This is a genomic window from Starkeya sp. ORNL1, assembly GCF_012971745.1.
In the GTDB taxonomy this organism is placed as follows: Bacteria; Pseudomonadota; Alphaproteobacteria; order Rhizobiales; family Xanthobacteraceae; genus Ancylobacter.
In genome coordinates this window covers 2,000,862-2,026,742 of the sequence record NZ_CP048834.1, presented here as the reverse complement: position 1 = coordinate 2,026,742, position 25,881 = coordinate 2,000,862, and the positions used below count along the sequence as shown (strand labels likewise).

Annotated in this window: 25 protein-coding genes; 8 read left to right on the top strand and 17 right to left on the bottom strand. The window is 68.0% G+C overall.

Going from position 1 to position 25,881, the window contains the following annotated elements; translation table 11 throughout:
• Window positions 1-110: 110 nt before the first annotated feature.
• From rpe to G3545_RS09830, 8 genes are all read right to left on the bottom strand, one after another.
• A complete protein-coding gene (rpe, locus tag G3545_RS09865) occupies window positions 111-785 on the bottom strand; it encodes a ribulose-phosphate 3-epimerase (protein ID WP_170012070.1) in 675 nt (224 codons plus the stop codon).
• A complete protein-coding gene (gene cbbX / locus G3545_RS09860) occupies window positions 782-1,708 on the bottom strand; it encodes a CbbX protein (protein ID WP_246702761.1) in 927 nt (308 codons plus the stop codon). The genes rpe and cbbX overlap by 4 nt, the downstream gene beginning before the upstream one ends.
• Before the next feature lie 288 nt (window positions 1,709-1,996).
• Window positions 1,997-2,416: a ribulose bisphosphate carboxylase small subunit gene (locus G3545_RS09855; protein WP_170012066.1), complete on the bottom strand. Its 420-nt coding sequence runs from the start codon at window positions 2,414-2,416 to the stop codon at window positions 1,997-1,999.
• Between the two features lie 28 nt (window positions 2,417-2,444).
• On the bottom strand, window positions 2,445-3,932 hold the full coding sequence (locus G3545_RS09850; RefSeq protein WP_170012064.1) for a form I ribulose bisphosphate carboxylase large subunit: 1,488 nt from the start codon (window positions 3,930-3,932) through the stop codon (window positions 2,445-2,447).
• Between the two features lie 298 nt (window positions 3,933-4,230).
• Entirely contained in the window at window positions 4,231-5,316 is a 1,086-nt protein-coding gene (gene fba / locus G3545_RS09845; protein ID WP_170012062.1) for a class II fructose-bisphosphate aldolase, read from the bottom strand.
• 174 nt (window positions 5,317-5,490) lie between these two features.
• Window positions 5,491-7,443 carry a transketolase gene (gene tkt, locus G3545_RS09840; RefSeq protein ID WP_246702879.1) on the bottom strand — a complete coding sequence of 651 codons (1,953 nt, stop codon included), beginning with the start codon at window positions 7,441-7,443 and terminating at the stop codon, window positions 5,491-5,493.
• Between the two features lie 86 nt (window positions 7,444-7,529).
• Complete coding sequence (locus tag G3545_RS09835; RefSeq protein ID WP_170012058.1) at window positions 7,530-8,405, bottom strand: phosphoribulokinase; 876 nt, start codon at window positions 8,403-8,405, stop codon at window positions 7,530-7,532.
• 10 nt (window positions 8,406-8,415) lie between these two features.
• Window positions 8,416-9,441, bottom strand: a complete 1,026-nt coding sequence (locus G3545_RS09830) for a class 1 fructose-bisphosphatase (RefSeq protein WP_170012056.1) — start codon at window positions 9,439-9,441, stop codon at window positions 8,416-8,418.
• Window positions 9,442-9,646: 205 nt separating this feature from the next.
• Here G3545_RS09830 and G3545_RS09825 point away from each other — a divergent pair, with 205 nt between their 5' ends.
• A complete protein-coding gene (locus G3545_RS09825) occupies window positions 9,647-10,684 on the top strand; it encodes a LysR family transcriptional regulator (RefSeq protein WP_170012054.1) in 1,038 nt (345 codons plus the stop codon).
• Window positions 10,685-10,753: 69 nt separating this feature from the next.
• Here G3545_RS09825 and folB read toward each other — a convergent pair whose 3' ends face one another.
• From folB to G3545_RS09810, 3 genes are read right to left on the bottom strand one after another with little or no spacing between them, the layout of a single operon-like run.
• Window positions 10,754-11,122 (bottom strand): dihydroneopterin aldolase, encoded by a 369-nt coding sequence (folB, locus tag G3545_RS09820; RefSeq protein ID WP_170012052.1) that lies wholly within the window; start codon window positions 11,120-11,122, stop codon window positions 10,754-10,756.
• 31 nt (window positions 11,123-11,153) lie between these two features.
• Complete coding sequence (locus G3545_RS09815) at window positions 11,154-12,212, bottom strand: hydantoinase/oxoprolinase family protein (RefSeq protein WP_170012051.1); 1,059 nt, start codon at window positions 12,210-12,212, stop codon at window positions 11,154-11,156.
• Window positions 12,209-13,174, bottom strand: coding sequence for an ATP-grasp domain-containing protein (locus tag G3545_RS09810; RefSeq protein ID WP_170012048.1), 966 nt, complete (start codon window positions 13,172-13,174; stop codon window positions 12,209-12,211). The genes G3545_RS09815 and G3545_RS09810 overlap by 4 nt, the downstream gene beginning before the upstream one ends.
• Between G3545_RS09810 and G3545_RS09805 the strand changes: the two genes are divergently transcribed.
• Window positions 13,173-13,871 carry a HisA/HisF-related TIM barrel protein gene (locus G3545_RS09805; protein WP_246702760.1) on the top strand — a complete coding sequence of 233 codons (699 nt, stop codon included), beginning with the start codon at window positions 13,173-13,175 and terminating at the stop codon, window positions 13,869-13,871. The genes G3545_RS09810 and G3545_RS09805 overlap by 2 nt on opposite strands.
• Window positions 13,872-13,989: 118 nt before the next feature.
• Here the strand turns inward: G3545_RS09805 and G3545_RS09800 are convergent, their stop codons facing one another.
• From G3545_RS09800 to G3545_RS09775, 6 genes are all read right to left on the bottom strand, one after another.
• Window positions 13,990-14,820, bottom strand: a complete 831-nt coding sequence (locus G3545_RS09800) for a triphosphoribosyl-dephospho-CoA synthase (RefSeq protein ID WP_170012046.1) — start codon at window positions 14,818-14,820, stop codon at window positions 13,990-13,992.
• On the bottom strand, window positions 14,817-15,722 hold the full coding sequence (locus tag G3545_RS09795; protein ID WP_170012044.1) for a RimK family alpha-L-glutamate ligase: 906 nt from the start codon (window positions 15,720-15,722) through the stop codon (window positions 14,817-14,819). The genes G3545_RS09800 and G3545_RS09795 overlap by 4 nt, the downstream gene beginning before the upstream one ends.
• Window positions 15,723-15,735: 13 nt before the next feature.
• The gene (gene mch / locus G3545_RS09790; RefSeq protein WP_170012042.1) at window positions 15,736-16,737 is read right to left on the bottom strand and encodes a methenyltetrahydromethanopterin cyclohydrolase; all 1,002 of its coding nucleotides are present in this window, start codon (window positions 16,735-16,737) and stop codon (window positions 15,736-15,738) included.
• Between the two features lie 13 nt (window positions 16,738-16,750).
• Window positions 16,751-17,917, bottom strand: a complete 1,167-nt coding sequence (locus G3545_RS09785; protein ID WP_246702759.1) for an ATP-grasp domain-containing protein — start codon at window positions 17,915-17,917, stop codon at window positions 16,751-16,753.
• On the bottom strand, window positions 17,871-18,791 hold the full coding sequence (locus tag G3545_RS09780; RefSeq protein WP_170012038.1) for an NAD(P)-dependent methylenetetrahydromethanopterin dehydrogenase: 921 nt from the start codon (window positions 18,789-18,791) through the stop codon (window positions 17,871-17,873). The genes G3545_RS09785 and G3545_RS09780 overlap by 47 nt, the downstream gene beginning before the upstream one ends.
• Before the next feature lie 86 nt (window positions 18,792-18,877).
• Entirely contained in the window at window positions 18,878-19,906 is a 1,029-nt protein-coding gene (locus tag G3545_RS09775) for a beta-ribofuranosylaminobenzene 5'-phosphate synthase family protein (protein WP_246702758.1), read from the bottom strand.
• Window positions 19,907-20,074: 168 nt separating this feature from the next.
• Between G3545_RS09775 and G3545_RS09770 the strand changes: the two genes are divergently transcribed.
• The 6 genes from G3545_RS09770 (at window position 20,075) to G3545_RS09745 (ending at window position 25,713) form a co-directional block, all read left to right on the top strand.
• Window positions 20,075-20,455, top strand: a complete 381-nt coding sequence (locus tag G3545_RS09770; RefSeq protein ID WP_170012036.1) for a 4a-hydroxytetrahydrobiopterin dehydratase — start codon at window positions 20,075-20,077, stop codon at window positions 20,453-20,455.
• A gap of 4 nt (window positions 20,456-20,459) precedes the next feature.
• Window positions 20,460-21,707 (top strand): formylmethanofuran dehydrogenase, encoded by a 1,248-nt coding sequence (locus G3545_RS09765; protein WP_170012034.1) that lies wholly within the window; start codon window positions 20,460-20,462, stop codon window positions 21,705-21,707.
• Window positions 21,704-23,356, top strand: a complete 1,653-nt coding sequence (locus tag G3545_RS09760) for a formylmethanofuran dehydrogenase subunit A (RefSeq protein ID WP_170012032.1) — start codon at window positions 21,704-21,706, stop codon at window positions 23,354-23,356. Before G3545_RS09765 ends, G3545_RS09760 begins: the two co-directional genes overlap by 4 nt.
• A 139-nt stretch (window positions 23,357-23,495) precedes the next feature.
• Window positions 23,496-24,407 carry a formylmethanofuran--tetrahydromethanopterin N-formyltransferase gene (gene fhcD / locus G3545_RS09755; protein WP_170012030.1) on the top strand — a complete coding sequence of 304 codons (912 nt, stop codon included), beginning with the start codon at window positions 23,496-23,498 and terminating at the stop codon, window positions 24,405-24,407.
• A complete protein-coding gene (locus G3545_RS09750; protein WP_170012028.1) occupies window positions 24,404-25,204 on the top strand; it encodes a formylmethanofuran dehydrogenase subunit C in 801 nt (266 codons plus the stop codon). Before fhcD ends, G3545_RS09750 begins: the two co-directional genes overlap by 4 nt.
• A 293-nt stretch (window positions 25,205-25,497) precedes the next feature.
• Window positions 25,498-25,713 carry a DUF1059 domain-containing protein gene (locus tag G3545_RS09745; RefSeq protein ID WP_170012026.1) on the top strand — a complete coding sequence of 72 codons (216 nt, stop codon included), beginning with the start codon at window positions 25,498-25,500 and terminating at the stop codon, window positions 25,711-25,713.
• The last annotated feature ends 168 nt before the right edge of the window (window positions 25,714-25,881 follow it).

Genomic DNA, 25,881 nt, shown 5'->3' with positions numbered 1-25,881 from the left:
CTTCGAGGCCGCCTGCGGGGGCACCTCAGGATGACGTCGTTTTTTAAAGAACCACGTCATCCTGAGGTGCGAGCATAGCGAGCCTCGAAGGATACTGAAGCAGTGCAACCTCAAGCCGCCGCCCGCCCGGCACACGCCTGGCGGATAGCGGAGATGTTGGCGCGGTAGCCCTCGATGCCGCCCTTGAACACGGCGGAGCCGGCGACCAGCACGTCGGCTCCGGCACGCGCGCACAGCGCGCCGGTCTCGGCATTCACCCCGCCATCGACTTCGAGCCGGATCGGCCGGCCCCCGATCATGGCGCGCAGCCGCTCGATCTTCGGCAGCACGTCGCGGATGAAGGCCTGGCCGCCGAAGCCGGGGTTCACCGTCATGGCGAGGAGCAGATCCACCTTGTCGAGCACATAGGCCACCGTGCTTTCCGGCGTCGCCGGGTTGAGCGCGACGCCGGCCTTCTTGCCGAGCCCGCGGATCACTTGCAGGCAGCGGTCGAGATGATCGGTGGCTTCGGCCTGCACGGTGATGATGTCGGCGCCGGCCTTGGCGAAGGCTTCGAGATACGGCTCGACCGGCGAGATCATCAGGTGCACGTCGAACACCTTGTCGGTGTGCGGGCGCATCGCCTTGATCACATCGGGGCCGAACGTGATGTTCGGCACGAAATGCCCGTCCATCACGTCGAGATGGATCCAGTCGGCGCCGGCGGAGACGACGTCGCGCACCTCCTCGCCGAGGCGCGCGAAGTCGGAGGCCAGCATGGAGGGGGCGATGAGGGGATGGGTCATGCCTGCGGCTCCTTCTGCAGAGGCGGATAGCTGTCGATGCCGCCGGAGAACACCCGGCTGGCGAGGATGTCGTCGGCCGCGATGGTGACGAGGTCGTCCGCCGTCACCGGGCGCTCCGAGCGGAACAGCCGGTTGGCCTGGCGCAGCCGTGCGCGGTCCAGCGCGTTGCGGATCGAGCGGCCATTGGCGAAATGCGGCTGTACCTTGCGCAGTTCGATATAGCGCTCGAACGCCTCCGCCGCCTCCGGGCTGAGCTTGTAGTTCATACTGTCGAGGATGCGCCCGCCAATGGCGTTCAACTCGCCCTCCGAATAGTCGGGGAAGTCGATATGGTGCGCCACCCGCGAGCGGAAGCCGGGATTGGCGGTGAAGAAGCGCTCCATCCGGTCGGCATAGCCGGCGAGGATGACGACGAGGTCGTCGCGCTGGTTCTCCATCACCTGCAGCAGGATCTCGATCGCTTCCTGGCCGTAGTCGCGCTCATTCTCCGGCCGATAGAGATAATACGCCTCGTCGATGAACAGCACGCCGCCCATCGCTTTCTTGAGGATCTCTTTCGTCTTCGGCGCGGTGTGGCCGATATACTGGCCGACCAGGTCATCGCGCGTCACCGTGACGAGGTGGCCTTTCCGGACATAGCCGAGCTTGCGCAGGATCTCCGCCATGCGCAGCGCGACGGTGGTCTTGCCGGTCCCCGGATTGCCGGTGAAGCTCATATGCAGCGTCGGGCTCACCGCGGAGAGGCCGAAGCGGGCGCGGGCGCGGTCGACCAGCAGCAGCGCCGCGATCTCGCGCAGCCGCTGCTTCACCGGCGCGAGGCCGACGAGGTCATGGTCGAGCTCGTCGAATACTTCGGCGAGGCCGGATGCGGTGAATTCGCCCTGCAGGTCGATGGCGGCAGGCGGGTCGGTGATGGCGTCCATTTGGGTCGCTCCCGGGAGCATCCTTCGAGGCTCGCTGCGCTCGCACCTCAGGATGACGTTGCTTTACAAAACGACGTCATCCTGAGGTACCCGCCGCAGGCGGGCCTCGAAGGATGGACAATGAATAAAATGGGCCGATCCGGGGCGCGGTATCCCGGACCGGCCCTTTCGCGGCCGGGGAGGAACGGGTTGGTCGGCCGCGAAGAGTTCGGTCCTCAGAGCCCTTTCCGTTCGGATGAAACATCCGAGCGACAAGAAAGTGCTCCAAATCAATAACTTGGCGCGCGCCTAGTAGCGCGAGCCCTCGGGCTTGGCGGCGGCATAGGACCGCGTCGTGTAGCGGATGTTGCGGCCGTCGATCTCCTGGCGGTCGAGCGAGAAACCGGGCTCGTCCGCGGGGCGATCAGTGATGAAGGAGAGCCGCACCGATTCCCACGTGTGGGTGGAATCGAAGGCCGAGACGCGGATGTAGTGTCGGCCGGCATAGGCCTTGCGGCATTCCTGCAGCTCGAACATCACGCCCGCGGCGTCGGGCACGTCGAACATCGGCATGCCCCACATTTCCCAATAGGTGTTGCGGGGGTGGGGGTCGTCGGTGAACTCGATGTTCACCGCCCAGCCCTTGTCGATGCAGTACTGCACCTGCTTGGTGATCTGCGCGTCCGTGAGGTCCGGCAGGAAGGAGAAGGCTCCCTGGGTGATACGCATGGTCGTGTCTCCTGATGTCTGTCGGACGTCACTCGGCCGCGGTGACTTGCGGCACGAAGTCGGGGGTGTCGGTGGAGGTGTAGTTGAAGGTCACGTCCTTCCACGTCTCCAGCGCCTGGCGCAGCGGGAGGCAGTGGCGGGAGGCTTCCTTCAGGATCTCCGGGCCTTCATTGACGTAGTCCCGGCCCTCGTTGCGGGCGAGGATCATCGCCTCCAGCGCGACGCGGTTGGCGATGGCGCCGGCCTGGATGCCCATCGGGTGGCCGATGGTGCCGCCGCCGAACTGCAGCACCACATCCTCGCCGAGCAGGTGGATGAGCTGGTGCATCTGGCCGGCATGGATGCCGCCCGAGGCCACCGGCATCAGCTTGCGGGTCGAGGCCCAGGGCTGGTCGAAGAACACGCCGTGCTCGAGGTTGGCCGGCACGAAGTCTTCACGGCAGATGTCGTAGTAGCCCTTGGTGGTGTGGGGGTCGCCCTCAAGCTTGCCAACCACGGTGCCGGCATGGATGTGGTCGACGCCGGCAAGGCGCATCCACTTGGCGATGACGCGGAACGACACGCCGTGGGTCTTCTGCCGCGTATAGGTCGAGTGACCGGCGCGGTGCAGATGCAGGATCATGTCGTTGCGCCGCGCCCACTTCGACATGGACTGGATCGCGGTGTAGCCGATGATCAGGTCGATCATCACGATGCTGGAGCCGAGTTGCTTGGCGAATTCGGCGCGCTCGTACATGTCCTCCATGGTGCCGGCGGTGATGTTGAGGTAGGTGCCCTTCACCTCGCCGGTCGAAGCCTGTGCCTTGTTCACCGCCTCCATGCAGTAGAGGAAGCGGTCGCGCCAGTGCATGAAGGGCTGCGAGTTGATGTTCTCGTCGTCCTTGGTGAAGTCGAGCCCGCCCTTCAGCGCCTCATAGACCACGCGGCCATAATTGCGGCCGGAGAGGCCGAGCTTCGGCTTCACCGTGGCGCCCAGCAGCGGGCGGCCGAACTTGTCGAGCCGCTCGCGCTCCACCACGATGCCGGTGGCCGGGCCGTCGAAGGTCTTCACGTAAGCGATCGGCAGGCGCATGTCCTCGAGCCGCAGCGCCTTCAAGGGCTTGAAGCCGAACACGTTGCCGATGATCGAGGCCGAGAGGTTGGCGATCGAGCCCGGCTCGAACAAATCGAGGTCATAGGCGATATAGGCGAACCAGGAGCCGGGCGAGTTCGGCACCGGATCGACGCGGTAACACTTCGCCCGGTACTTGTCGCAGGCGGTCAGGCGGTCGGTCCACACGACGGTCCAGGTCGCGGTGGAGCTTTCGCCGGCGACCGCGGCCGAGGCCTCGATCGGATCGACGCCGTCCTGCGGGGTGACCCGGAACAGGGCGATGACGTCGGTGTCCTTCGGCTCGTAGTCGGGCTGCCAATAGCCCATCTTGCGGTATTCCATCACGCCGGCGCTGTAGCGATCGCGCTTCTTCTCGGCTGCCGGGGTGACCGTCGGTGATTTGGTCTTCTCGATTGTGCTCATCGCTCTGCTCCGTTCGATCTGGGCAAGGCTCTCCCGTTGACGCGCAAGGGGGTTGCGCGCCTTCCGTTTGTCGCCTTCGTCTGTCTTCGTTCAATGCGGGGAGCGGGAAGCACCCTCACCCCAACCCTCTCCCCGACGGGGAGAGGGGGTCTGCCGCGCCCTTCACCTGCCTCCTTCTCCCTCTCCCGCTGAACTCGGCTGTTGCCGAGTTCAGCCCTTTTTGAGGTGGTCAAAGTCGAAAACATCCGACTTTGACGGGGGAGAGGGCAGGGGTGAGGGGGAACCGCGGCCTAGCAGTTCACTCCGCCGCTACCCTGGCGCCGCCGATCACCGGATCGAGCGCGCCGCTGGCATAGCGCTTGGCCATGGCCGACAGCGGCAAGACCTTGATCTTGCTGGCCTGTCCGGCGGTGCCGAAGGCTTCGAAACGTTCCCGGCACAGGTCGCGCATCGCGTCCATGGCGGGTTTGAGGAATTTGCGCGGATCGAACTCCGATGCCGACGCCGTCGCCACCTTGCGGAACTGCGCGGTCATGGCGAGCCGGCAATCCGTGTCGATATTCACCTTGCGCACGCCATGGCGGATGCCGCGCACGATCTCGTCCACCGGCACGCCCCAGGTCTGGGGCATCTCGCCGCCGGAGGCGTTGAACAGGTCCTGCAGCGCCTGCGGCACCGAGGAGGAGCCGTGCATCACGAGATGCACGCTCGGCAGCCGGCGATGGATCTCCTCGATGACATGCATGGCGAGGATGTCGCCGTCCGGCTGGCGCGAGAATTTGTAGGCGCCGTGCGAGGTGCCCATGGCGATGGCCAGCGCGTCGACCTTGGTACGGGCGACGAAATCCACCGCCTGGTCCGGATCGGTGAGCAACTGGTCGTGGCTCAGCGCGCCTTCCGCGCCGTGCCCGTCCTCCTGCTCGCCGGCGCCGTGCTCCAGCGAGCCGAGCACGCCGAGTTCGCCCTCGACCGAGGCGCCCACCCAGTGCGCGGCATCGACCACGCGGCGGGTGATGTTGACGTTGTAGTCGTAGTCCGCCGGGGTCTTGGCGTCTTCCTTCAGCGAGCCATCCATCATCACCGAGGTGAAGCCGTGCTGGATGGCGGACAGGCACGTCGCCTCGTTGTTGCCGTGGTCCTGATGCATGCAGATCGGGATCGACGGGTACATCTCGGTCAGCGCCTCGATCATGCGCGAGAGCATGATGTCGTTGGCGTAGGTACGTGCGCCGCGGCTCGCCTGCATGATGACGGGCGCATCCACCGCATAGGCCGCCTCCATGATGGCGAGGCCTTGCTCCATATTGTTGATGTTGAAGGCGGGCACCCCGTAGGAGTGCTCGGCCGCGTGGTCGAGCAACTGGCGAAGCGTGATGCGGGCCATGGGCCTCTCTCCGTATCCGGTTTCTTTCATCCGCGACGTCATCCTGAGGTGCTCGGGCAAAGCCCTAGCCTCGAAGGATGCCGGTTCCAGATGGGCGTCTTCTGCTTCAGCATCCTTCGAGGCTCGCTTTCGCTCGCACCTCAGGATGACGTGGTTCCTCTCGCCACCCGCGCCTCAGGCGCAGGTGATGAGTTCGCAGGCGGCGTTCACCACCGCTTCCGCGGTGATGCCGAACTGGGCATAGAGCTCGGGCGCCGGCGCCGAAGCGCCGAAGCTCTCCATGCCGATGAACGTCCCGCGCTCGCCGATCCAGCGATCCCAGCCGAGCCGGGCCGCGGCCTCGATGGCGACGCGCGGCGCCTTGCCGAGCACGGCGCGGCGATACTCGTCGCTCTGCTGCTCGAACAATTCCCAGCACGGCATCGAGACCACCGCGGCATCGACCCCGCGATTGGCGAGCAGATCGGCGGCGAGCAGCGCGATCTCGACCTCCGAACCGGTGGCGAGCAGCGTGATGTCGCGCCGCGCCTCCGGCTTGCGGGCGAGATAGGCGCCGCGCGCCGTGAGGTTCTCAGCTACATCGGTGCGGAAGGTCGGCAGGTTCTGCCGCGACAGCGCCAGCACCGAGGGCGTGGTCTCGGAGTTCAGCGCGATCTCCCAGGCTTCCGCGGTCTCCACCGCATCCGCCGGACGGAACACGTTGAGGTTCGGCGTGGCCCTGAGCATGGCGAGGTGCTCGATCGGCTGGTGGGTCGGGCCGTCTTCGCCAAGGCCGATGGAGTCGTGGGTAAGGACATAGACCACCCGCAGGCCCATCAGCGCCGAGAGCCGGATGCCGCCGCGGGCATAGTCCGCGAAGGTCAGGAAGGTGCCGCCATAGGGAATGGCACCCTTGTGCAGCGCGAGGCCGTTCATCACCGCGGCCATCGCATGCTCGCGAATGCCGTAATGGATATAGCGGCCCGCATAGCGGCCCGGCGTGACCGACTTCAGGTCCTTGGTCAGCGTCAGGTTCGAGTGGGTGAGGTCGGCCGAGCCGCCGACGGTGAGGTCGGTCGCTGCATTGATCACGCCGAGCGCCATTTCCGACGCCTTGCGGGTCGCGACCTTGGGCGCGGTCTCGACCAGCGAGCGCTTGTACTCGGCGAGCTTGCCCTCGAAATCCGCGGGGAGCTTGCCGGCCAGCGCCTGGCGGAACGCCGCGCGATTGGCCGACATTTCGAAGCGGTCTTCCCAATTCTCGCGGGCGACACGGCCGCGATCGGCGATCAGCTCCCAGGCCGAGCGTATGCCGTCCGGGATCTCGAAGGGCTCGTGGAACCAGTCGAGCCGGTCGCGCGCGCCTTCGATCTCGGCAGCGCCCAGCGGGGCGCCGTGCACCGCCTCGGTGCCGGCCTTGTTGGGCGCGCCGTAGCCGATGGTGGTGCGGCAGGCGATCAGCGAGGGCCGCTTGGTGTTGCGGGCCTTGGCGATGGCGTCGATCAGCGCGTGATGGGCGTGGCCGTCGATGCGGAACACGTCCCAGCCGGCCGCCTCGAAGCGCCCGAGCTGGTCCATCGAGGTGGAGAGCGAGGTCTGCCCATCGATGGAGATGCCGTTGTCATCCCACAGCACGATCAGCTTGCCGAGCTTCAGGTGCCCGGCGATGTCGATCGCCTCGTGGGAGATGCCTTCCATCAGGCAGCCGTCGCCGGCGATGACATAGGTGAAGTGATCCACCAGCTCGTCGCCGAAGCGGGCATTCATCATGCGCTCGCCGAGTGCCATGCCGACCGCGGTGGTGAGGCCCTGGCCGAGCGGGCCGGTGGTGGTCTCGACGCCCAGCGTGTGGCCGTATTCCGGGTGGCCCGGCGTCTTCGAGCCGGACTGGCGGAAGCGCTTGATCTCACCGATGTCCATGTCGGCATAGCCGAGCAGATGGTTGATCGCATAGAGCAGCATCGAGCCGTGGCCGGCGGAGAGCACGAAGCGGTCCCGGTCAGCCCAGTCGGGCCGCGTCGGATCGAGCTTCATGAAGCGGGTGAACAGCACGGTCGCGGCGTCGGCCATGCCCATCGGCATGCCGGGGTGGCCGGACTTGGCCTTCTCCACCGCATCCATGGTGAGCGCGCGCAGCGCATTGGCCATGTCGCGATAGGGGATCTCGGTCGCATCGCCTTCGGGCGAGGTGATCGGCACAGTGGTCTTGGTGAGCATGGTGTCCTCCTCCCCGTTCATGCTGCGCGGCGCTTCTTTTCGACGAGATTCAGGATCATCGGCGTCAGGATCAGCTGCATCGCGATGTCCAGCTTGCCGCCTGGGATCACGATGGAGTTCGCGCGGGACATCCAGCTCCCCGAGATCATCGAGAGCAGGTAAGGGAAGTCGATGCCGCGCGGGCTCTTGAAGCGGATGACGACGATCGACTCGTCCGCCGTCGGTATCCAGCGCGCGATGAACGGGTTCGAAGTATCGACCGTCGGCACGCGCTGGAAGTTGATGTCGGTGTGCGTGAATTGCGGGCAAATATAGTTCACGTAATCCGGCATGCGCCGAAGTATCGTGTCGGTCACGGCTTCCGTGGAATAGCCGCGATGCGAGCGGTCGCGATGGATCTTCTGGATCCATTCGAGATTGATGACCGGGACGACGCCGATCTTGAGGTCGCCATAGCGCGCCACATTGATGTTGCCGCTCATCACGGCGCCGTGGAGCCCTTCATAGAATAACAGGTCGGTGGGGCCGGGCAGGTCTTCCCATTCGGTGAAGGTGCCGGGCGCGGAGCCGAACTCCTCGGCCTCCTTGTCGTCATGGACATAGTGCCGGGTGCGGCCGGTGCCGGTGCAGGAATAGTCGCGGAAGGTCTGCTCCAGCTCCTCGAACAGGTTCGAGTCCGGGCCGAAATGGCTGTAGTGGTGGTTGCCGTGCGAGGCCTCGTCCGCCATCACGCGCTTCATCTCGGCGCGGTCGTAGCGGTGGAAGGCGTCGCCCTCGATATAGGCGGCCTCGACATTCTCGCGGCGGAAGATCTGCTCGAAGATGCGCCGCACCGAGGTGGTGCCCGCGCCGGAGGAGCCGGTGACGGAGATGATCGGATAATGGATCGACATGGCCGCCTCCCTATGCCCTGAGCAGGCCGCGCCGGCCGAACAACGGCGAGCGCTCCGAACGGTGAAGTGGATCCTGGTGGTAGCGCGCGACGCGCTCGACCTCGGACTTCGAGCCGAACACCAGCGGCACGCGCTGGTGCAGGCTTGAGGGGACGATGTCGAGGATCGGCTGCGTGCCGTCGGTCGCCGCGCCGTCCGCCTGCGTCATCAGGAAGGCAACCGGATTGGCCTCATAGATCAGCCGCAGTCGGCCATGGGTGTAGCCCTTGCGCGCATCGCCCGGATAGAGATAGACGCCGCCGCGGATCAGGATGCGGAAGGCCTCCGCCACCATGGAGGCGATCCAGCGGGTGTTGAAATCCTTGCCGCGCGGGCCTTCGGCGCCTTCGAGGCAATCGCCGACATAGTGCCGGATCGGCGCTTCCCAATGCCGGGCATTGGAGCCGTTGATGGCGTATTCCGCGGTCTCGGCGGGAACGACGACCCGCTCCTTGGCCAATAGTAGCGTGCCGGTGTCGCGGTCGAGCACGAAGATATGCGTGCCCTCGCCGACGGTGAGCACCAGGGCGGTCTGCGGCCCGTAGAGCAGGAAGCCGGCGGCGAGCTGCGCCGAGCCCTTCTGCAGCAGCGCGTGCGGGCCGTTGTACGGCAGGATCGAGAAGATGGTGCCGACGGTGACATTGGTGTCGATGTTCGACGACCCGTCGAGCGGATCGACCGCGACGGCAAGCGTGCCGGCGGGGTCGAGCACGAGGGCTTCCTCGGCCTCCTCGGAGCCGAGCAGCGCCACCGGCGCATTGGCGAGCGCTTCCGCCACCATGCGATCGGCGATGGCGTCGAGCTCCTTCTGGCTGTCACCGTCCTGGTGATGGCCGCGCACGGCGGCGAGTTCACCGGCCAGCGCGCCGGCAGCGACGAGCTCGGAAATGGCAATGCCGGCTTCCGCCAGCGATGTGATGGCGGACTCGATCCCCTGACGCAGAGGATCGGCTCCGGCCCACCTCGAGAGGTGGTCCTGCAGCGATGTGCGTGTCACGGCGTTTCCCCGGTTTATGTGAGAGGTCTTGGAGACCTTCTGGCGTGTCGTTTCCGTAAAGCCTTCGAGTGGGGTGACCCGAAGCGGCGGACGCCTGTTATTGATGCAAGCTTGCCTGACTTGTTGGCGTAAGCAAATTCGAATATTCTTTCATGAGCATTCAGAAAAGCTGAATACGACAGCTCGACACCCCCGGGAGGCCGCCATGCGCAACGTCACGCTCAAGCAATTGCGCGCCTTCGCCGCCGTCATCCATGCCGGCACCGTCACCGGCGCGGCAAAGATACTGAACGTCACCGCGCCGGCGGTGACGATGCAGGTGCAATTGCTGGAAGACCAGATGGAGCTGCCGCTGCTCGACCGCGCCGGCGACCGCTTCCAGCCGAGCGATGCGGGCCGCGAAGTGCTTGCCGCGGTGGCGCGAATCGAGCGCGCGCTGGCCGATTGCGGCGCCGCGCTCGATGCCATGAAGGGCCTGAATGCCGGGCGTGTCTCGGTCGGCATCGTCTCCACCGCGAAGTATTTCGCACCCGGTGCCCTGGGTGCCTTTGCCCGCTCGCATCCGGGCATCGAGGTCGCGCTGGTGGTCGGCAATCGCGAGGACATCATCGCCGCGCTCAGGGGCGATGCCATCGACGTCGCCATCATGGGACGGCCGCCGCTCGACATCGAGGTGGAGCAGAGCCCGATCGGCGACCATCCGCACATAATCGTCGCACCCGCCGGCCATCCGCTGGCGGGACGGCGCGTCAGCCCGGCGGATCTTGCCGGCTACACCTTCCTGGTGCGCGAGCCGGGCTCGGGTACGCGCACGCTGATGGAGCGCTTCTTCCAGGAGGCCGGCGTGGCGGCGCGCATCGGCATGGAGATCGGCTCCAACGAGACCATCAAGCAGGCGGTGATGGCCGGGCTCGGCCTCTCCTTCATCTCGGCGCACACCGTGGCTGCCGAGATCGGCGACGGGCGGCTGGTGGCGCTCGACGTCGAGGGCTTGCCGGTGGTGCGGCAATGGTTCGTGGTGAAGCGCTCCGCCAAGCGCCTGACCCCGCCCGCCGCCGCGCTCAGCGATTTCCTGGCGCAGCGCGGCGCGGAGTTCCTGCCCAGGCCGCTGGCGGCGGCGGGAGCGAAGGTAGGGAAGAAGAAGGTTTCTTCACCTCTCCCCGGGGGGGAGAGGTCGGATCGCCCCAGCGATCCGGGTGAGGGGGTGGGACGGTCCCCGCGAAAGAAGAAATTGCCTGCCTGAATGGCTTGCTGCGCGAGACCCCTCACCCCAACCCTCTCCCCGACGGGGAGAGGGGGCAAGGAGTGCCGCTCACCCCTGCCGCGTCCGGATGATCTCCACCCCGACATCGCGGAACACGCCGGGGATCGGCGCATTCGGCTTGTGCACTTCGACGCGCACCTTCTCGACGCGCTGGAAGCGGGCCAGCACCGCCTCGGCGATGGCCTCGGCGAAGGCCTCGATGATGTGATAGCGGCGGTCGGCGGAGACCTTGGTGACCATCTCGAACACCTTGTCGTAGCCGACCGTCTCCTCATAGTCGTCATGCTCGGCGGCGGGGTGCGCATCGAGCCACCAGTCGATATCGACGATGAAGCGCTGGCCGAGCTTGGCCTCCTCGGCATAGAGCCCGTGATAGGCGAAAAGCTCGATGCCACGAAGGAAGATACGGTCGGACATGGGGACTCCGAAGGAAATGCGTAGGCGGGCTCTAGCCCGGACTGAGGGCCGCTGACAACAGCCCGACCGCGACCGCGGGTGCACAATCCGCGGCATCGGAGCTCAGCGCCGGGTCGTCGGTGAGCACGTCGGCGAGGTCGAGGAAGGCCATGCCGCGCCGCTCGGCGAGCTTGCGGGCGATGAAGCGGCCGACGCCGGCGCCGACGATCAGCTCCGGCGGCTCGTCCAGCCCGGAGATGACGCAGTCGAGCGCGCCGTCGAGCTGGTGCAACTGCACCCCGGCGAAATGCCGGGCCAGCGCCACCGCCCTGGCCTCGCCACCTGCCGTCAGGTCCTGCCCGACCATGCGCAGCAGCCGCCGGGCGCTGGCCTCGATGGTCTTCGGCCCATTGTCGGCGGCGGGGTGCAGGTCGGCCTTCTCAGGCAGGTCGCCGGTGAGGCGGTGGACATCGGCGGTGGTGGCATAGAGTTCGGCCATCAGGGGCAGCCAGCGGCCATTGAACGGCGCGGCGCGCGCCAGTGCCATCACCGGGGTGCGGGCGGCGCCGGTGTAGATCAGCTCGTTATTGGCCAGCCGCTCGGCGTCCGAGAATCCGCGCGCGCCGACCCGCCCGTCGCGGAACGGGATGAGGTCGGAGGTGGTCGAGCCGATATCGATGAGCAGGCCGGCGGGGATGAGATGTGCCAGCACGGCCGCGGTGGCGTACCAGTTGGCGGAGGCGATGGTGGCGGTGTGGGCGCCGGCCTCCTCCGGCCGCACGAAGCCTTCCGGCCCGGCGAACAGCACCAGCTGCGAGGCGCCGAGCTCGCGCATCAGCAGTGCGGTGGTGCCGACGACGCCGGCCGGACGGTCGGGCCACAGGTCCGCGAGTTCGGCGGTCATGGTGACGGCGGACGGCACATTGGGCGGGAACTCGCCGCGCATCACCTTGAGCGCGGCGGTGAGGTGCTCGGCGCCGCGCCACACCGGGCAGGGCAGCATGCGCACGGTTTTCAGCCGGCCATCAGCGCCGAAGGCCGCGACCTTCACATGGGCGCCGCCGACATCCCAGCCCAGCCTCGCGACATCGCCTTTGGGGGCCCCGCTCACAGCACCACCTCGACCGGCAGGGCGAGCGGCATTGGCGGCAGGTCCGGCACGGCGCCGTCGCGGATCAGCTCGGAGACGAAGGCGGCGGGATTGACACCGAGTGAACGGCGCAGCCCCGCATAGGAGGTGGTGAGGCGCGGATTGACCTCGATCACCACTGGTCCGTCGGGCGTCGCCACATAATCGACGCCGACAATGCCGGAGAGGCCGGGCAGCGCGTCGTGGATGCGATCCGCCAGCGCGCGCAATTCGTCGGTGATCGTGATGCCGCCGACTTCGACGCCGGCGAAATCGAGCCTGTCGCCAAGCCGCACGATGTTCTGCCGGCTGGCGGCCAGCACATGGGCGCGGCCGGCGCGGCACAGCAAAGTGAGGCTTGCCGCCTCGCCGTCGATGAAGGGTTCGACGATGAAGCCGGCGCGGCCGGCGATGTCGTCGGGGATCCGGTCGAGCAGATAGGTCTCGATGCAGCCGGCGCCGTCATCCGGCTTCAGCACCACGGGCGGCGCGAGATCGGCCGGCACGCGGTCGGCCGGATAGCTCGTCACCGTCCTGATGCCGGCGGCGGCGAGCGCCGCGCCGGTCGCGCGCTTGGAGGAGCAGAGCCGCACCGTGGCGAGGTCGGGGCCGATGACGCGCGTGCCGGTGGCGGCGAGGCGTTCCACGAGGCGCGCCAACTCGCCGCCGCTCTCCGGCGCGATCGGCCAGGAGCAATGCGATTGCCCGGCAAGGTTCGCCCAGACCGCCAGCGGGTCGTCGCCGTCATTGATTGGCACCGAGTGGCCGCGGGCCGGTGGCGGCACCCGCGGATCGTGCGTCGTGACGACGCGCACGCCCGGCAGATCCTCGAGATCGCCGATGAGGGCATCGCGCATCAGCATTCCCTCGTCTATCAGGGCGTCCGGCAGCGTCTTGCCGCTGAGGCCGCCGCCCGTCACCGTTTCGATCACGAAGACCTGCATGGCACGCGAAATTCCGTCTAAAGGGCCGAAGAGGCTGGAACTTATACCTGTCCTCGACCTCATGGGAGGGGTGGTGGTCCATGCCCGCCGTGGCCAACGTGCGGCCTATCGGCCGATCGAGACGCCGCTCTGTCCCGGCGCCGACCCGCTCGACATTGCCGGCGCCTTGCTCGACCTGGCGCCATTCCGCACGCTGTACGTGGCGGACCTTGATGCCATACGCGGCACGGGGGGGCATGGTTCCGTGATCGCGGCGCTTGGGGCGCGTTTTCCGGGCCTGGACATCTGGGTCGATGCCGGGACGGCGCGCGTGGGCGGGCGCCGCGTGGTCGGCAGCGAGACGCTTTCCGACATGGATGCGGCGCGGGCGGCACTGGCTGGGGAGGCGATCCTGTCGCTCGACAATGATGCGGACGGTGCGCTGGGGCCGGCGGCGTTGCACGCCACCGCCGCGCTCTGGCCGCAGCAGGTGATCGTTATGACGCTGGCCCGCGTCGGCGCGGGGAATGGGCCGGACTTCGCCCGGCTCGCCGAGGTGCAGGAGAAGGCCGGTGCGCGGCGGATCTATGCGGCCGGCGGGGTGCGCGGAGCAGAGGATCTGGAGCGGCTGGAGACGATGGGCATCGCCGGGGTGCTGCTGGCGAGCGCGCTGCATGACGGGCGGGTCGGGCGCGAGGTGCTGGCGCGGTTCGGGTGAGGGGCGCTCTGCTTCAGCATCCTTCGAGGCCGGCTTTGCCGGGCACCTCAGGATGAGGTCGTTCTTTAAGATGAACCTCATCCCGAGGTGCCGCCCAACGGCCGGCCTCGAAGGATGCTCAAGCAGAGCGCCCGCCCAACCGCCCCGCAAACAGCGTTGCCACCGTGAGATCCGCACTCGTCCCCGGGTTCAGCCCGCGGGCCTTCAGGGAGGCGTCGAACGCCGCCAGCGGGGGATGGCGCGCCGCGGCCGGGGCCGACCACGCCACGGTGCGCGCCACCGCCTCCGCCTGGGCGCGCACGCCTTCCGCGATGTCCTCGCCGAACTTCCGGGCGATGTGGCTGTCCGGAAAGGCCGACATGAAGGCGAGATGCACCGCCTCCGCCTGCGCCTCCGGCTCGGTGTCGACCAGCTCGGCAAGCCGGGCGAGGCCGATGCCCCAGACATCGGCGAAGCCGCTGGCATATTGCCGGGCGATGCGGTCGCGGGCGGCGGCGAGCGCCATGGCGTCGCGCAGCCCGATGCGCGGTTCCTCCTGAACGTCGTGCTCCTCGGCCCGCCCCAGCCCGCCCGGATTGGCGAGCGCGATGGCGCGGTAGGCGGCGCGGGCATCCTCGACATCGAGGCCGTCCAGCACCCCGGCCAGAGCGGTGCGCAAGTCGCCGCCAGCCTCGGCCGCTGCGGCCAGCGGTGCGCACAGCAGTACGATGCCGAGATTGGTGTTGAGCCCGGTCGCGGCAAACGAGGCGCGCACCGCCGCCTCGATCCGTGCTCCGACCCGTGCTCCCGGCCGCGCGATCTCGGGCGCCGCGGCAGCGGCCGCCGCCTCGAAATGCGCCACCTCCATGCCGTGGCCGCCGCTGTGCCGGTGCACATTGCCGGCTTTCAGCGCATCGAGCTCGGCGAGGCAGGCGGCGCGGAAGGCGGCCTCGATCGCGGATGGTTTCATGCGGCCGGAACGGTCAGGCACTTGGCCAGATGCCGTGCCATGCCGGCGGCGACATTGATGCCGGTGGCACGCTGCAAGCCCTTCCAGGCCGGCATCGAGTTCACCTCCAGCACCATGAATTCGCCACGTGCATTCTCGATCAGGTCGACCCCGGCATAATCGGCGCCGACCGCGGCGGTGGCCCGCACCGCGATGTCGTACGCCGCGTGGTCGAGCGGGGCGGGGGCGCCGACAGCGCCCTGGTGGATATTGGTGATCCAGCGCTCGGACTGGCGGATCATCGCCGCTACCGCCTTGCCGCCGATCACGAACACCCGCCAATCCTGGTAGAGCCCATTTGGCGAGGCGCCCTCGACGAATTCCTGGAGGTAATACACCCCGCCGACCTGGTCCGGCTCCGGCAGCGCCGCGCGCGGGGCGATCCGCTTGATGCCCTTGCCCTGCGCGCCGAACAGCGGTTTCAGCACGGTGTCGGTCGGGGCGGCGTCGATCAGCGCCTGCATCGCCGCGCGGCGCTCGCCGACAAAGGTGCGCGGCGTCGGCAGGCCGGCTTTGGCGATGAGGAAGCTGGTCATGCTCTTGTCGACGCAGCGCTCGATGGCGCGGGCGTCGTTCATCACCTTCACCCCCAGCTCGCGCAGCGCATGCAGCAGGCCGAGCCGGGCGGTGATCTGCTCGGTCGAGCCCTTGGCGATGATGCGGACGAAGGCGGCGGCGGGCAGCGCGCCGTCGAGCCCGGGGATCAGCAGGCCGTGCGGGGTCTCGCCGATGGCGAAGCCGCAATCGTTCAGCGAGCGCACCAGCACGTGCAGGCCCTCGCGCTCCAGCGCACGGGTGAGGTTACGGGTGTGCCAGTCGGCGTCCTCGGTGAAGACGACGACGGTATCGTCATGTCGGCTCATGCGCGGCTTTTGCTCATGCAAACGAGCGTTCCAGTATCTCCTCGTGGAAGGCGCCGAAGGTGAAGCTGCGACCGGTGGTCAGCGCCGTCACCGTCACCCGCGCCGGGGAGAACAGCATCGGGTCCATGGCATAGAAGTCGCCTTTGTAGGCGGTGAAGATCTCGGCGAAGGTGCGCCCATGGTCGCGCGAGGTCGAGGAGGGCAGGCCCTCCGCCAGCGCGCGCGCATCGTCCTCCGGACCGTCGACGAACAGCTGCACGTCGCCGCCATAGAGCGTGGCGTCATTGGTGCGGCCCATCGCGGCGACGAAGTCGGGCGCCGGCGGCGGCAGCGGCGAGGAGCCGATGCCGTCGACGATATGCTCCAGCGGGAAATGCAGCGTGTGCGTCTTGTGCAGCGCCACTTCCAGCACCCGGGCGACGATCTGCGCGGTGCCGGCAAGGCTGGTGGTGGGGGTGAGGATGAGGGTCAGATTGGAGGGGTCCACGCCGCAATCGGCGGCGACGCGGGCGACCAGTGTTTCCGGCGGCGCGCGGTCGACCTCCAGCACCAGGCAGGCGCGCTCATGATGGTCGTGATAGCCGAGCTCTCCGAACAGCGTCTCCTTGGCCCACAGCGCGCGCCCCGGCCCGGAGCCGAGCGCGAAGAAATCGCCTTCCGCCAGACTCCAGCCGGCATATTGGCTGCCGAGGCAGGCCAGCACCGGATCGGAGGTGGAGACGGTGAGCACGGTGCCCCAGCGCGGGAAGCGCGCATTGGTGCCGACCTCGACCCGGCCGAGCCCGCCGAGGCAGATCTCGGCGATGCGCCGCCCGGCCTCGATGCCGCCGCGCGCCGTGATGCCGGCATCGATGATGCGGGCGCCGGAGGCGGTGCGCGTCACGTCGAGCCTGAGCGCGGCGGCGTCGCGCACCAGAGCTTCGACCAGGGGCTCGGCGAGCGCCGAGACGCTGGGACGGCGGTCGGTGAGGGGAGGGCCGGCCGGGATGGTGGTGGTATCGGTAGATGCGGTCATGGGGCGTCGCTCCCTATTCCGCCGCCTTCCGGTCCGCGCGGCTCAGCGCGCGCCAGAGGCTGACGGTTCGCTCGGAGACCTGCTGACGGGCCTCCTCAGCATTGCGGCCGAGGCCGAAGACGGTGCACACCGGCTCGCCGGTCTCGATCCGCGTGCCTTGCGGCGGGCGGTCGGCGACGTAGTCGGGCAACGGGTCGAGCCGCACCTCGAAAGGCGCGGGCGCATGGAAGATGGCGGCGGCGTGCGCCTGCCCGGCATCATCAGGCAACAGCAGGTCGAGGTCCGGCAGCCGGCCCTCGCAGGCATCGAGATGCAGGCGCAACAGCGGGGGCAGCGGCTCGCGGTCGAACACGTCGAGCGTGGCGCCGGGGCGCGGATTGACCTCCAGCAGCGTCCAGCCGCCATCATCGAGGAGCATCAGGTCGGCGCTGGCGAGGCCGAACAGGCTGGTGGCGGCGGTGATGGTGCGCAGAGCCGCCGTCACTTCGCGGGCGATGGCGGAATCGATGGCGATCGGCCCGGCGGCGCCGCCATAGCGGAACGGCGCATCCTCCGCCGGCTCGCACCATTGCTCGGAGAAGGCGATGACGCGCACGTCCCGGCCATTGCCGAGGAACAGCGCGGAGACGGTGCGGCCCTCGACATATTCCTGCACGTACCAGCCGGGGCCGCGCGGCACCGCTGCCGGCTGCACGTGCCAGCCGCCCGAGCCGCCAATGCGCTTCTCCAGCGTGCGCATGCCCGCGGGCGCGGGGCCCGTGAACACCGCCGGATGGGGAACGCCGAGGTTGGCAAGCAGGCGCATGAAGACGATGGGCTCCTTCAACCAGGCAAGGGTCTGCCGGCCATTGCCGACCATGCGGAATTGACGGCCGATCCGCTCGACCATGTCGGGGTCCTGCTCGAAGCCGGTGCCGAGCACGACGGGGAGTTCGCCGGCGGCGTGCAGGCCGAGCTGCTCGAACAGGTCGTCCGGATCGAAATTGAGGCCGCCGAGCCGGCGGATCGGGATGGCTTCACACGCCAGCAGCCGGGTGTCGTCGTCGCCGAACAGGTCGAGCACGATCGGCGCGAGGCCGGCGCGCCGCGCCGCCGCTGCCAGTCCACGTGCTGCGACACCGACGAGGACAAGGTCAGGTGTCTCCCTGGCCTGCGAGCGACCCGGATAGTGTCCTGGCAAGGGCGAAGGCATCCTCGAAGCCGATGTTGAGCGCGGTTTCCGTCGACCGCATACGCTTCAATAGTTCGTGCTGCACGCGGTATTTCAGGTGACCGATCGTCAAGGCACCGATGCCCAGCGCGCCGCCGGAAAGCAGCTTGCCGTCATCGAGCGCATCGACCCCGGCGATGCCGGACGGAGGTACTGCGTTGACATCCGCGGCGACCGCCAGTCGGCTGGCGCTCGCCAGATGTTCCGCGGTGAGGATCTGCACACCTGCTTTGCCGCACGCCAATACCACCTCTGCGTGCGGTAGCAAAGTGCGCTTCTCTTCATCGTTGCGCGCCGCGGCACTTGCAAGATCGACGCCAAACCGGACCTTGAAGTCGGCGGCCTTGAGCTGGACGGTCTCGACGTCGCGGTGGCTGACCAGCGTGACATTGGCGCCGGCCTGCGCCGCGATCACCCCGGCGATGCCGCCGACCACGCCGGTGGCACCATAGACCTGCAGGTTGGCGCCCTTCAGCCCGGCGCCGCGCTTGGCGACCAGCTTCTTCTCGACCTCGGCGATCATCGCCGCCGCGGTGGTGAAGGAGCCGGCGGGATCGACGAAGATGGAGATCTGGAAGGGCGGGAACAGCGCGCCGCGCGCTTCCTTCGCCATGTCGAGCGCGAGGCTCGCATCCTTGCCGCCGATGAACATGCCGGTGCGCGAGGCGTGGGACGGTGCGCGCGAGAACATCATGTCCTGCGTCAGGTCCATCATCTCGTCGAGCTTGACGTTCTGGTAGGGCAGGATGGTCGTGTAACCGGCATCCACCGCCATGTTGACGTCGAACGGGCTGACATGACGCAGCGGCGAGATGATGTGAAGGATCGGCGCGATATCCGACATGAACGGATCTCCCAGGCGGACGCGGGCCTTGCGGCCTCTCCATGACGATTCGGAAGACGCGACGCGGGCTTTCCGCCAATCCGCCGCTAGCGCTGCTCGACGCAGGCAAGCCACTCGATGCGGGCACCGGCATTACTGCCGCGCACGCATTCGAAGGCCAAGGCGGGCTGGGCCTGGAAACGGGCCCGCGCCTCGCCGGTCAGTCGTTCGGCCTCGTCCGGGTCGCCGATGATGGCAAAGCCCGTGGGGCCCCAGGAACTCTGGCCTACACCCTTTACGCCCTTCGCCTCCAGCCAGTCCATGGCCTCGGCGACGGCGGGGCTCGTATAGCGACCACCTTGCGCACCCGCATAGTGGTCGCCAAGCAATCTCTGCATTTCTCCCACCGCTTCGCCGAAATGCCGCACGTCGGCATTGGCGAGGGCCGGCAGCGCGACCATGACAGCGAGCCGCGCCATGTGGCCGGCCAGCGTGTCGGCGAACGGCGGCAGGCCGTCCATCGCCGCGGTCTCCTCCGGGCCGGAGAGGCCGCGGTTGGAGTGGTCATAGACCAGGATGATGCGCCAGCGCTCCGGGAAGGGCAGGCGGGAGATGATGGGCGGCGGCGCATCCCCGGCGCCTTCGCCGATCGCTTTCCCACCATCGAGAATCACCCCGCCTTCGGTGAAGGCGCCGATGCCGATGGAGGAGCGCGCCCCGCGCCCCAGCGCGGCACCGATCTCGCGCGGCGTGAACGGCTTGCGGTCGATCAGAGCGAGGCCGGTGGCGACCGCCAGACCCAGCTGGGTGCCGGAGCCGAGCCCGGAATGCGGGGGCAAGGCGGTCTCGACGACAACCTTCACCCCGGCATTCAGCCCCAGCCGACGTGCGGCTTTTTCGACCGCCGCGACCGCCCGCTCGGCGTCCGGACCGGTGGCCTCGAGGTGCTCGGCGCGGCTCATCCGCACCACGGTAGCGGGACGCTCCAGCGTGATTCCAAGGCTGCCGAAGCGACGGCCGAGCGTGCCGGCAAGGTCGAGGAATCCAAGATGGAGGCGGCCCGGCGCGGTGATGCGCACCGCAGCGTCCCCCTCTCCCCCGCACGCCGCTTCTATTTTGAGCGTTGTCTTGTTCACGAGCGTTTCCTCGATGCCTATCTTGTATGTGCCAACAGGCGCCGACAAGCCGCCGCGCCGAAATGATGACGGGGCCCGGTTTGCGGCGGGCGGGGAGCGCGTGCTACCGAATCGTGCAAGGCGCCCCGCCAAGAATGGGCGTGATGAGGTCAGGGAGGACGCGAGGCCATGCCGGTGGATCGCAAGAAAACCTTTTCCGACAAGGAGATCCAGGATCGCCTCGCTGCTGAGCTGCCAAAGTGGCGGCTCGAGGACGGCTGGATCCGCCGCAACTACAAGACCAATAGCTGGAAGGGCACCTTGATGGTGATCAACACCGTCGGCCATCTGGCCGAGGCGGCGTGGCATCATCCGGATATCACCGCTTCCTATGCCTGGGTCGAGGTAAGGTTGATGTCGCACGATGCCAAGGGCGTCACCGAGCGCGATTTCGCCCTGGCGAAGAAGATCGAGGAAGTCGTCGCATGGCGGCCGGGGCTGGAACCCGACGCCGCGCTGGAAGGCACGCCGCATGGCGACATGCGGTTCGCCTACATCAAATATGATTGATCCGATGGCGAACACCGGGAAGCACATCGTCGAGGACGTGGTCTGCGGTTTCTGCGGGCTCGGCTGCGATGACCTGAAGGTCGAGGTCGAAGGCCGCGAGATCCGCCCCGCCGGGTCGGTCTGCCCGGAAGCGGCGAAGCTGCTGTGGCGCATGGACGTCGCCGATCCGCTGTTCAGCCGGCTCGGCTCGCCGTGCAGCGCGCAGGAGGCGTTCGACGAGGCGCGCGTCATCCTGAATGCCGCCCGCACCCCGCTGTTCGCCGGGCTCGGCACCGACGTCGCCGGCGGCCAGGCGCTGCTCGACCTCGCCGGCGGCACCGGCGGCGTGTTCGACCATGCGGCCTCGATCGGCCTGTTCCGCAACTTCACCGCGACCCAGCGCACCGGCTGGCTGGCGACCACACTCGCCGAGGTGCGCAATCGCTGCGACGTGCTGCTCGTGGTCGGCAGCGATCCGACGCCGAACTTCGGCCGGCTGTTCGAGCGGCTGTTCCCCGACTCGCCCTTGTTTGCCGGCGAACAACGCAAGGTCATCTTCCTTGGCGGCACGCCCGGCGCGCGGGCCAGCGGCCAGCTTGCCAGGGCCGAGGTCTCGAGCCTGCCGGCAACCGATCTTCCCGAGGCGCTCGTCGCGCTCACCGCGCTGGTCGGCGGGCGCACGCTGGCGGGGAATAGCTTCGGCGGCGTGCCGCTGGCCGATCTCGCCGCTGTCGCCGCCGCCTTGAGCGCGGCGCGTTATGCGGTCGTCACCTGGAACGGCGCCGAGCTTGGCAATGGCGATCTCGTCGCCGAGCGCGCCACCGCCCTGGTCGACACGCTGAACATCACGACGCGCGCCGGCGTGTTCCCGCTCGGCGGGCGCGACAACATCATCGGGCTGAACCAGCTGATGCTGTGGCGGCTCGGCTATCCGCTGCGCACGGCGATACGCGGCGGCGCCTCCGAGCACGACCCGGCACTCTACGCCACCGCGCAGGCGCTCAAGGATGCCGATGTGCTGGTGTGGGTTTCGGCGTTCCGTCCCGAGCCGCCGCCGCCCTTCGAAGGCAAGACCATTGTCATCGGCCATGCCGAGACGGTGTTCGACAAGGCGCCGGACGTCTTCATCCCGGTGGGCACGCCCGGCATCGACCATGCCGGCACCGTGTTCCGCATGGATTCCATTGTGAGCCTGCCGCTCGGCGCCTTGCGCGTCGCGACGCTGCCCAGCGTCGCCGAGGCTGTGCGCCGAATAGCGGGAGGAGTTGCATGAGACTGCGGCTCAAGGGTGGGCGCGTGCTCGACCCGGCCAATGGCGAGAATGCGGTCGCGCGCGACGTCGAGATACTGGATGGCCGCATCGTCGCGGCGACCAACGAGACCGCCGATCAGGAATACACGCTGAACGGCGATATCGTCATGGCCGGCGGCATCGACCTGCACAGCCACATCGCCGGCGGCAAGATGAACCTCGCCCGCCTGCTGATGCAGGAGGATCGCCGCGCCTATCCGGAGATGCGCGGCGCGTTTTGCGGCTGCGGCGGCGGACGCGCGGTGCCGACCGCGCACGTCACCGGCTGCCGCTATGCCGAGCTCGGCTACACCACGGTGTTCGAGCCGGCCATGCTGGGGGCCAATGCGCGCGGCGCGCATCTGGAGATGGCGGACATCCCCAATCTCGACACCGGCGCCTATCTGGTGCTGGGCAATGACGACTATATCCTGCGGCTGATCGCGGCCGGCGCCCCGCAGGCGCAGATCAATGCCTATGTCGGCTGGATGATCGAGGCGACGCAGGCCTTCGCCATCAAGATCGTCAATCCCGGCGGCATCAACGCCTTCAAGTTCAACGCCCGCAAGCTCGATCTCGACGAGGCCAACCCCTATTACGAGGTGACGCCGCGCCAGGTGCTGCTCACCTTGATCCGCGCCGTGACCGAGCTCGGCGTGCCGCACCCGATCCACCTGCACGGCTGCAATCTCGGCGTGCCGGGCAATGACGACACCACGCTCGCCACCATCCTCGCCACCGAGGGGCGGCGGCTGCATCTGACGCACCTGCAGTTCCATTCCTACGGCACCGAGGGCGACCGCAAATTTTCCTCCGGCGCCGCGCGCATCGCCGAACTGGTGAATGCCAGTCCGAACATCTCGGTCGATGTCGGGCAGGTGATGTTCGGCCAGACGGTGACGTCCTCCGCCGACTACATGTCGCAATACCGCAATCGCGGCCTTGCCTCGCCGAAGAAGTCGATCGGCATGGACATCGAGCTCGACGCCGCCTGCGGCGTGGTGCCGTTCGAGTATCGCGACAAGTCCTTCGTCAATGCGCTGCAATGGGCCATCGGGCTGGAGCTGTTCCTGCTGGTGGAAGACCCCTGGCGCATCTTCCTGACCACGGATCATCCCAATGGCGCGCCGTTCACGACGTACCCGCATCTGATCCGGCTCTTGATGGACCGCGATTTCCGCAACGCCCAGCTGGCGACGCTCAACAAGGCGGCGCAGCAGCACACCATGCTGGCCGGGATCACCCGCGAATATTCGCTTGCCGAGATCGCCATTCTCACCCGCGCCGCCCCCGCCCGCATCCTTGGGCTCAAGGACAAGGGGCACCTGGCGCCGGGCGGGGTGGGGGATGTGGTGGTCTATAAGGACGACGCCGACCGCGAGGCGATGTTCTCCAAGGCGCGCTACGTCTTCAAGAACGGCCGGCTGATCGTGAAGGAGGGCGAGATCGTCGATCTCGTCGCCGGCACCACCCATGTGCTGCGGCCCGACTACGACCGATCGGTGGAAGCGGACATCACGCGCTGGTTCGACGAGGCGGTGGGGCTGAAGGCGAAGCACTTCCGCGTCGCCGACGGCGAGCTGCGCGGTGGCGCCGGCCCGACCATTCTGAAGTGCGAGGGGGCGGCGTGATGGTGGCGGCTCATCTGCTTCAGCATCCTTCGAGGCCCGGCGTTGCCGGGCACCTCAGGATGAGGTGGTTGCAAAAGCAACGTCATCCTGAGGTGCGAGCGCAGCGAGCCTCGAAGGATGGTCGCCCGGGAGCGCCGCTATGATCATCAACGGCGTCGAGATCCGCGACAGCTTCGCCGAGGCCTTCCCGATGGTCGGGGCCCGGCTCGTCATCACCGCCGACACGCCGGAATGGGCGCTGACCGCGGCGCGCGTCACCACGGGCTTCGCCACCTCGGTGATCGGCTGCGGCTGCGAGGCCGGCATCGAGCGGGAGATCCCGCCGAGCGAGACCCCGGACGGCCGGCCGGGCATCGCCATACTGATCTTCGCGATGGATTTCGGCTCGCTCAAGAAGGTGGTGCCGCTGCGTCTCGGCCAGTGCATCCTCACCTGCCCGACCACCGCCTGCTATTCCGGCATGGACACCGGCAAGCGGGTGCCGCTGGCCAAGACCATCCGCTACTTCGCCGACGGCCACCAGATCTCGAAGAAGATCGGCGACAAGCGCTTCTGGCGCATGCCGGTGATGGAGGGCGAGTTCGTCTGCGACGAGGACACCGGCTCGGTGGAGGGCGTCGGCGGCGGCAATTTCCTCATCCTCGCCCGCTCTCGTCCGCAGGCGCTCGCCGCTGCCGAGGCCGCGGTGAAGGCGATGGGCACGGTGGGAGGCAATATCCTGCCGTTCCCGGGCGGCATCGTGCGCTCCGGCTCCAAGGTCGGCTCGAAATACAAGGGCCTGTTCGCGTCCACCAACGACGCCTATTGCCCGACGCTGCGCGGCGCGGTGGCGAGCGCGCTGCCCCCGGAAGTCGGCTCGGTGATGGAGATCGTCATTGACGGCGTGAGCTTCAACAGCGTGGCCGACGCCACCCGCATCGGCATCAAGGCGGTGTGCCAGATCGGCGCGGCGGGCGGCATAGTCGCCGTCGATGCCGGCAATTATGGCGGCAATCTCGGCCCGTTCCACTTCAAGCTGCGCGAGATCATGGCGAGGGAACAGGTGGCATGACCATCACCTTGAGGCCGCACGCCCCATTTTCCGCGCGGGTCGATCTCTCGCAGATCACCCCGGCGGTGCTCGGCGCGCTCACGGCGCGCGATGCCGAATACCGCCAGGTGCCCTATGGCGGGCGCATGCGCGCACTGGCCGACCTGTTCTTCATCGAGGGCACCGGCGGCAATGGCCCGCTGGTGATCGAGATCGGCGATATCAGGCTCGACGGCGTCGGCGCCGGGCTGGAGAGCGGCGAGATCATCGTCGATGGCGAGGTCGGCGCCTGGGCCGGGCGCGGCATGTCCGGCGGCGTGCTGCGCATTGCCGGCAATGCCGGGGACTATCTCGGCGCCGAGCTTTCCGGCGGGCGTATCGAAGTGAAGGGCAATGCCGGCGACCATGCCGGCGCGGCGACCTCCGGTTCGCGGCGCGGCATGTCGGGCGGGGTGCTGCGCATCCATGGCTCGGCCGGCGCGCGCCTTGCCGAGCGCCAGCGCGGCGGGCTGATCGTGGTCGGTGGCGATGCCGGCGAGGGGCTGGCGACCGACATGATCGCCGGCACCGTCGCGGTGGAAGGCGCCATCGGCGCACTCGCCGGGCGCGGCATGAAGCGCGGCACGGTGTTCGCGAAGATTGCCCCGGTGTTGCCGGCCGGTTTCGTCGACACCGGCAACCACGATCTGATCGCGCTGCGGCTGCTCGCGCGGCGGATCGAGGATCTGAAGGGCCTGCTGGACGGCGTCACCAGCGCCCGCCGCATCGTCGGCGACACCCTGCTCGGCGGGCAGGGCGAGGTGCTGGTAGTGGGGTAGATTCCCACTTTGGGCGCAACGTCATCCTGAGGTGCCGCGGAGCGGCCTCGAAGGATGCCCGTCCCCGATGAACGCCCTCTGCTTCAACATCCTTCGAGGCTCGCGGAGCCTGTCCTCGGGCTTGCCAAAGGCAAGACCCGTGGGCTCGCACCCCCGCAGTTGGCCATGGGCCAACTGCTAGGGATGACGTGACGCCGTTGTGACTTTGGACAACGGGGCGTATCGTCCGCTTCCGGCGCCGAGCGCCGCACAGGACGGTCTCAAGAGCCGGCGCTCCGACACAGGAGGCGTTTATGGGACGTGTGTTCATCGACTGCCGGGAAATCCCCAGCGAAAAGAAATGCAGTCTCGCCATGGCCGCGGACAGCGAGAAGGAACTGCTGGAAGCCGCCGTGCAGCATGCGGTCAATACGCACGGCCACAAGGACACGCCGGAACTGCGCGCCATGATCAAGAGCGCGTTCCATAAGGGCACCCCGCCAATGGCCTCGCCCGCGCATGCGGCTTGATTTCCTCCCGACATCGTCATCCCGGACGGCCGCAAGGCCGATCCGGGATCGCGTGCCCGGAGCAGAGGGTGCTCGGCTTGAGCATCCTTCGAGGCTCGCGGAGCCTGTCCTCGGGCTTGCCAAAGGCAAGACCCGTGGGCTCGCACCTCAGGATGAGGTTGTCTTTAT